Source organism: Streptomyces anulatus, from assembly GCF_000721175.1.
Classification (GTDB): Bacteria; Actinomycetota; Actinomycetes; order Streptomycetales; family Streptomycetaceae; genus Streptomyces; species Streptomyces anulatus_C.
The window spans coordinates 1-7,331 of record NZ_JOEZ01000073.1 but is presented as its reverse complement, the minus strand read 5'-3'; the positions used below and the strand labels follow the sequence as shown (position 1 = coordinate 7,331).

Annotated in this window: 7 protein-coding genes; 5 read left to right on the top strand and 2 right to left on the bottom strand. The window is 68.7% G+C overall.

All coding sequences use genetic code 11. The features are described 5' to 3' along the window. Nucleotides 1-630: 630 nt before the first annotated feature. The gene (locus IG90_RS0138290) at nt 631-1,020 is read left to right on the top strand and encodes a hypothetical protein (protein WP_030595740.1); all 390 of its coding nucleotides are present in this window, start codon (nt 631-633) and stop codon (nt 1,018-1,020) included. Between the two features lie 575 nt (nt 1,021-1,595). Here the strand turns inward: IG90_RS0138290 and IG90_RS0138285 are convergent. Together IG90_RS0138285 and IG90_RS0138280 are read right to left on the bottom strand one after the other, a co-directional pair. Next, a complete protein-coding gene (locus IG90_RS0138285) occupies nt 1,596-1,781 on the bottom strand; it encodes a DUF4259 domain-containing protein (protein WP_051860431.1) in 186 nt (61 codons plus the stop codon). Between the two features lie 944 nt (nt 1,782-2,725). Then, nucleotides 2,726-3,955 carry an NAD(P)/FAD-dependent oxidoreductase gene (locus tag IG90_RS0138280; RefSeq protein ID WP_030595733.1) on the bottom strand — a complete coding sequence of 410 codons (1,230 nt, stop codon included), beginning with the start codon at nt 3,953-3,955 and terminating at the stop codon, nt 2,726-2,728. 219 nt (nt 3,956-4,174) lie between these two features. Between IG90_RS0138280 and IG90_RS0138275 the strand changes: the two genes are divergently transcribed. The 4 genes from IG90_RS0138275 (at nt 4,175) to IG90_RS47305 (ending at nt 7,095) form a co-directional block, all read left to right on the top strand. Continuing rightward, the gene (locus IG90_RS0138275) at nt 4,175-4,438 is read left to right on the top strand and encodes a metal-sensitive transcriptional regulator (RefSeq protein WP_030595730.1); all 264 of its coding nucleotides are present in this window, start codon (nt 4,175-4,177) and stop codon (nt 4,436-4,438) included. Between the two features lie 562 nt (nt 4,439-5,000). Continuing rightward, nucleotides 5,001-5,492 (top strand): hypothetical protein, encoded by a 492-nt coding sequence (locus IG90_RS0138270; protein ID WP_030595727.1) that lies wholly within the window; start codon nt 5,001-5,003, stop codon nt 5,490-5,492. A gap of 62 nt (nt 5,493-5,554) precedes the next feature. Next, entirely contained in the window at nt 5,555-6,319 is a 765-nt protein-coding gene (locus tag IG90_RS0138265; RefSeq protein WP_030595724.1) for a DsbA family protein, read from the top strand. Further along, nucleotides 6,316-7,095, top strand: a complete 780-nt coding sequence (locus IG90_RS47305) for a cytochrome c biogenesis CcdA family protein (RefSeq protein WP_233436202.1) — start codon at nt 6,316-6,318, stop codon at nt 7,093-7,095. The genes IG90_RS0138265 and IG90_RS47305 overlap by 4 nt, the downstream gene beginning before the upstream one ends. Nucleotides 7,096-7,331: the final 236 nt, after the last annotated feature.

Here is a 7,331-nt window from a genome sequence, read left to right as displayed (position 1 = left end):
CGCGATGGGCAAGCGAACACCCCGGCTGCGCCGGGGTGTTGCGCTCCGCTCCGCGTTCGCGCTAGCCCGGGGCTGCGCCCCGGGCTCACCACCCGGACTATGTCCGGGTGGTGACGGCCTGTCCGCTGCGCTCCCAGGCCGGACCTTGCTGCGCAAGGCTTGACCGGTTCTCCGCTTCGCTCCGCACCGGGTTGGGCGGGTCCGCTGCGCTCCCCCGCCCAACGGCCCTTCCGGCTGCGCCTCCAGGACCTTGAGGCCCGCTGGCGCGGGCCGGGCTGGCTACGGGGAGGGGTGGCCGGGGTCGTGGGGCCTGGCCGATGAGGAGGGGTCTGAATTATTTGATGCAGCATGTAGCTTTGGCTGAACCAGGCCACACCTCCGGAACCTCGGTCCGCGCCGAAATTTTTGGGCCACCAATATTGACGTGAGGAATTCCAAATTGGGAAGCTGCGGACCCGAGCCATAGAACGGGAATTCAGGACCAGCTCACCACCTAGCCCCCACCGCCCGGTGTGCCAGCGCCTCCACCTGAACAGTGGTCGTAGCCGGCCCGCCTCCCGCCTCGGATACCGTGTTCCTCTACGGGGTGCCATAACGGATGTGACGCCCCCCACCGGAGGTAGTCAGCGTATGAGTTCAAAGCGCAGCAAGAATCCAGCCCTGCCCGTACTTGACGATGCATTCCGACTCGCGTCGGTCAAGGACGCAGAAGAGTCCACCCGTGACTTGGCCGCGCGGCTGGCCACCACCGAGCTGCGCCGCGTTTCCCACCCGGGCCGGGTCACCTGGGAGCCCACCGATCAGGCCGAGCCCGTACCGGTCCCGCCGACTGTGGTCGACGGTGACGGGGACCTGTGGCTGCGGGACCGGGGCACTGGCACCTGGACCATGCCCGAGTTCAACCCGAAGGAGTTCCCGGCCCGCTGTGGCGAGGTTCTGACGTGGAACGAGCTTGCCCTCGAGTTCGGCCCGCTGACCGGACTGGCCGACGACCGCCGCATCGGCGGCGGCCGGCGCTGACCGCGCAGCCTTCTAAGATGACGCACCCCTGAAGCGCCCGCTACGGGTAGCTGGGAGCTCCAGCTCACCGCCGAGCCCCCGGCTCGCCCTCCGGGCCCTATTCCCCAAGAAGACCACTGGGCGGCAAGGTGAAGGGTCGTGGGCGCCCTCCCAGCTGCCTCCATGGGCGCGGGTGGCCGCTGCCGGAGCTCGCGGTGGCGGCGCAGCTCGCCACGCAGGCCGCTGACTCCTGCCACGCTCCCCGGTAAGCGCCTATACGGTCCGCTGAGCACCGATCTCCGCCCCTGGGGGACCGGGGGCGGGAGATCGGTGCTCAGAACGGTGCTTGAGCGCCCTGCCCGCCGCCGCCCCGGGGCGGCGGCGGGCACCTGCCGATGCGTTCCCCTCACAGCAGCGCAGCGCCCCGCCGCGGTTCCGATTCCGCAACTGCCCCACCCTCCGTTCACCCCCGGAGAGCGGGAGAAGGCAGCAGAAGAGGAAGTCCGAGCACTCACCACAAACAAATCGTGGACTGGCTCTGTTCACGTCGCAGGGTTCTGGCTCAAGTTCTGTGGTTCGTGACTGTGGGTCACCAATTAGATCTCGAAGAAGGTTTCCTCTTGTGGCGGGATTGGAGGGTCAAGGATGTCGCGGAGGCGGGTGATGTCCTGGCGCCACTTCGGGCCGTTCGTAGCTTCGGCCCACAGCTCGGCGAGTTCAGACCGGTTGGAGACCACTTGGTCCAGGGCGCCGACGGCGAGCGTTCGAAGGTCTGCGGGCAACTCCGGTAGCGGCTCTGATGGGGCATCGCGAGGCCTCTATGGGCTTGATCTCGGAGGAAACCGGCAACTCTCCCGGTCACAGGGGAACTTAGCCGAGCGAAGGGGACGGAGAGTAGGTCAAGCCCGGTGCCACAGTCAATGGGTCCAGTGTGGGCTTTCTCACGCAGGAAGTGGCGCTCGGCGCCCGAAATCGCGCCCCCTTCCAATGAACTGACGTCCGGGCCGAGATCGACGCCAGGCGGGTTCGATTGGTTCGCCTATCTCGTCTACCAGCGGTTTCTGACGGCTGGCCAGCATTTGGCTGCTTGCGCTCGGGGCAAGCGCCCGGACGTTAGCCCTAGGTCGTGATCAGATCAAGCATTGTGATCTGGGTCACCCATGGAAAGCGGACGCGGCCTGACGGATGCATCATCAGGGCTCATGTATCTAGCGAGCTTCCCGAAACGACAAAGGGAAGTCATCAGGCCTTTGCTTGGCGGCTGACCTGAGACTTCCCGTGTCGTGATCAAGAAGTTCGGCGCTCACCCTTCGCCCGTCTCTCTCGACAGAACGCAGGAGCCAAACTCAGTGACCTCTATTGAACGTACCTCAGATCATGGTGGGGGCAGCAGTCCGTACCTCGCCTGGGCGCAGTTCGCTGTGGCCGTGATCTGCCTCACGTTGGCCGTAATCTTCGGCATTCTCGGCCTGGAAGCGCTCGCATGTCCGGTCGACCGTCCTTGAGGACCGGACCGCACCACGCCCCTGCGTCAAGAAATCACGCCATGGCACAGACGGTCCGGTGGGAGATCTCGGCGGCCTCAGCGGCACACGTGATCGTTTGCACAGTCGGCGATCACGTACGAGGCGTGGGAAAGACGGCCGAGATAGAACTGCGCCAAGAACATGGGCCGTTGGCCTCCATCTACGGAGCAGGACGTCGGACGGTGCGTGCGGGCCGGTACTCAGAGGCGACCGGTGAGCATGCCGTGCCAGTAGATGGACGGCAGCGCGTACCGCTTGAACACCCACATGTCGCGCCGTTCCTTGAACGTGTTGATCAGCGGGAACGAGGGCCGTGGCTGCAGGTCATAGTCGAACTCGGCGAGCGCCATCCGGTCACGCGCGGTCACCAGCGGGCAGGACGTGTAGCCGTCGTAACCGCGTGACGGGGACCGGCCGTTCATGACATCGAGGAGGTTGGCGACCAGGACGGGCGCCTGCTTGCGCACGGCCGCGCCGGTCTTGGAGGTGGGCAGGTTCGCCACGTCGCCGAGCGCGAAGACGTTCCCGTATACGGGGTGCCGCAGGGTGTGCTTGTCCGCGGCAACGAATCCGAGCGGGCTCGCGGGGTCGGCGAGCGGGCTCGCCTTGACCCAGTCGGGCGCGCTCTGCGGCGGCACGGCGTGCAGGAGGTCGTAACGGATCGTCTCCGACGTGCCGCCCGCGTGGTCGGTGACGACGATCTCATGGCGGTCCCCGTCGACGGCGGTCATCTCGGACTGCAGCCGCACCTCGATGCCGTACCTGTGGACGACCTGCTCCAGGGTGCGCCGCCACTCCGGCACGCCGAAGAGGGCCGGGGTCGGGAGGACGAGGACGACCCGGATCCGGTCGAGGACCTTCTGCTTGCGCCAGTAATCGGCCGCCAGGTAGGCGATCTTCTGAGGCGCTCCTCCGCACTTGACGGGTGTCGCCGGTTGCGTGAAGACGGCCGTGCCCGACCGCATGCCCTTGATCAGCTCCCAGGTGCGCGGGGCGTACTCGGGGGCGTAGTTGCTGCTCACCCGGCCGTGCCCCACCGCTTCGGCGAGTCCGGGCACGCCGTTCCAGTCGAGCTGGATGCCGGGGGCCATCACCAGGTACTCGTAGGAGAGTTGGTTGCCACCGAAGAGGGTGACGGTCCGGGCGTCGGGGTCGACGGCCACGGCGTGCCGCCGTACCCACCGCACCCCGTCCGGGATGACGGACGCCTCTGGGCGCCGGGTGCCGCGGAGGGACGCCTGCCCGCCGCCCACCAGCGTCCACAGGGGCTGGTACCAGTGCGTGTCCGAGGGTTCGACGATGGTGATGTCCGTGACGCCGGCGCGGCGCAGGCGGGCGGCGACAGTGATCCCGGCGCTGCCGCCGCCGATCACGACGACGCGGTGCCGACCGGTGTCCGGCAGGCGGGAGGGTGTAGGACGTGCGGCCATGGACTGCCTCCTTCGATACCCCGGGGGGGGTGTTCTTTGATCGACGGTACGGCGCTCCGCGGAGCGCCGGCAAATACCCCATGGGGTATTTGACCCGGAGGCAAAAAGAACCCGGCCGACGGTGTACGCCCGCTCGGCGAACGCGCCGGCCGCCGGGATGCACCGCTCCGGCTTTATACCCCTTGGGGTATTATGTCGGTGAGTGGAGGGAGAGTTTCGATGCAGGTGGACGAAGAATCGACCCAGCCCGTGCTGAACCGCCTGCGGCGGGCTCAGGGGCAACTGGCTGCCGTGATCGCCATGGTCGAGGCGGGCCGAGACTGCAAGGACGTCGTGACGCAACTCGCGGCGGTCTCCCGGGCCCTGGACCGGGCCGGATTCAAGATCGTGGCCAGCGGGATGCGGCAGTGCCTCGCCGCGGACTCCGACGCCCCGCCGATGTCGCAGGAAGAACTGGAAAAGCTTTTCCTCGCCCTGGCCTGACCCCCCTCCCGCCTCCCTCTGTCATCCGCACGCCGGGACGTCCGGCGAAAGGCAGCGTGGGCGGGGTGGCCCACACATGCCGGGGAAGCAGCGGGCCGGAGGATCCATGAGGCGGTTGAGGGCACATCACGGTGTCCGGATCGCGCTCGCGTTCCTCGTAGTCCTGACAGCCTGGCTGTGCGCCGGCCGCGCCAGCGGCTCCGCCGGGGGGTCGGGGGTGGTCACTGCGGTGGAGGGACACGCCGCCGAGCGGCACCGGCCGATGGTCGATCATGTCCGGTCGACTGTCCTTGAGGACCGGTCCGCACCACGCCCCTGCGTCAAGAAATCGCTCGCCGTGGCGCAGACGGTCCGGGGCGAGATCTCGGCGGCCTCAGCGACGCACGTGATCGCTGGCACAGTCGGCGATCCGGTCCCGTGTCCGCCGCCTGGCCGGTGCCCGCCTGCGGAGTCCGCGGGGCGGCCGCCGCCTGTTTCCCTGTCCGCCCTTTCCGTTCTGCGGGTGTAGGCCGATCAGCTGATCGCGCCCTTCCCAGCCCGCAGAACGGAGTGTTCCCTTTCTATGTCTTCTTCTCGTTCGGTCCGTGGGGCGATGGCCGCGTTGCGCGGCTGGACCGCCCGCCGTTGGGCGGCCGCCATCACCGGTGCGCTGGCAACGGCTGCCATCACCGGTGTCCCGACGGCCGTCGTTCCCACCCCGTGGTTCTCCCGCTCGGTTCCTGTGCAGTGGTGGAACTACCCCGCCTGGGCCGTCACCGCCGCTCTCGCCGGCCTCGTGCTGGCCACCTACGTGGCGGCGGGCCCGTCGGCCCGGCCTACGGATTCGGATTCCGGCCGGCGTCTGGGCTACCTCGGCGGTGTGCTGTCGTTCCTGGCCATCGGCTGTCCTGTCTGCAACAAGGTAGTCCTCCTCCTCGTCGGCGCCTCTGGTGCGCTGAGCTACTGGGCACCGCTGCAGCCCCTGGTGGCGGTGGCGTCCGTCGTCCTGCTGGCCGAGGCCGCGCTGCGCAGGCTCGCCACCGAGGCCTCGTGCCCGGTGCCGGCCGTCGGCTGATCACCGCTTTCCCCCGCCGTCCTTCTTCCTTGCGCTTCCTTCACCCGTCGAAGGGGTTTCTCATGTCTTCGTCTTCTGCTGCGCCCACGTCTCATCCGTCCGGCCGGCGCCGCATGGTCGCAGCGGTCTTGGCCCTGCTGGTCGCCGCTCTCGCCGCTGGCCTGGCCATCACCGCCGACGGCGGTTCCTCCCCCCGCGCATCTGGAGGGGACATTCCGGCCCAGGCAGGTGGCACCACGGGCCAAGAGCCGGCGCCCCGGGACAGCGGTCTTCTCGCGCTCGCCCGCCGGGACGCCGAGGATCCGTTGGCGGTGGGCCGTGCGGACGCGCCCGTCGTGTTGATCGAGTACGCGGACTTCCAGTGCCCCTTCTGTGGCAAGTTCGCCCGCGACACCGAGCCGGAGCTGATCCGTTCCTACGTCGACAAGGGGATCCTGCGCATCGAATGGCGCAACTTCCCGGTCTTCGGACAGGAGTCGGAGCAGGCCGCCCGCGCCGCCTGGGCCGCCGGACAACAGCAGAAGTTCTGGCAGTTCCACGAGGAGGCGTACAGCAAGACCCGCGAACGCAACCAGGGAGCCTTCGCCGAGGACGAACTCGTCGCCATGGCCCGCGCAGCGGGCATCGCCGACATCGACAGGTTCCTCGACGACATGCGCTCCGACCGCGCGAAGACCGCGGAACAGCGGGACCAGACCGAGGGCTACCAGCTCGGGGTGACCAGCACCCCGGCCTTCCTGATCAATGACAAGCCCATCCTCGGCGCCCAGCCCCTCGCCGTCTTCGAGAAGGCCGTCGAGGACGCGGCAAAGGACGCCCGACGATGAGCGACATCGGGATCATCGCCGCCTTCCTCGGCGGCCTCCTCGCTCTGCTCAGCCCGTGCAGCGCCCTGCTGCTCCCGGCCTTCTTCGCCTGCTCGTTCACCAGCAGAACCACCCTGCTGGCCCGCACGCTCCTGTTCTACGCCGGCCTGTGCGCCACACTCGTCCCCCTGGGCGTGGCGGGATCACTCGCCGGCCGCCTCTTCTACGGCCACCGCGACACCCTGGTCACCGTGGGCGGCTGGACGGTGATCCTGCTGGGCGTGGCCCAGGTCCTCGGCCTGGGCTTCGGCGTGCGGCGTCTGAGCGAGGCCGCCGGGGCACGCCGCTCGGGCTCGGCACGGTCGGTGTTCGTCCTGGGCGCGGTGTACGGGCTCGCCGGATTCTGCGCGGGCCCCATCCTCGGTGGCATCCTCACCGCCCGCCCTGCCCGTCGGTCTCTGCGGATCACCCGGTGCAGCGTCGACGCCGACGGCACCGAGGCCCCGCCAGCCGCGGCCAGCCGGCGTCTCAGCTCAGCGACGTTCCCTCCGACCTCGCCCAGCAGTGCCCACACCTCGTCCGACACCGCATACCCCTGCCGGACCCCGGCTTCCATCTGCCCGGTCGCCTTCGCCTGCTCCAGCCAGCGCCACACCGTACGCTCCGAGACACCCACCGTCTCAGCGACCGCACGCACATGCCGCGTGGCCAGCTCCCCCGCCTGCTGCCGCTCCAGCAGACGACGCACCACCAACCCTCTGGGCAGCACAGGCCCACGACCGGCCCTTACCTCTTGATCCACCCCACGATCACACTGGCCGGGCCCACCTCACCGCATAAGAACTCTCGAACCTGAGACAACATCAGCTGCCATGCGATAAAGCCCCACGACAGCGATCCCACCCATCAACCTCTCACCCCATGACAGCGGCCTGCCCACCCACAAACAGCCGCTGACCAGCCCCGCAACACCCATCCCCGGACCAGCACGACCGACTCTCACCACCACCGACACCAACCCAAGAGATCGCAC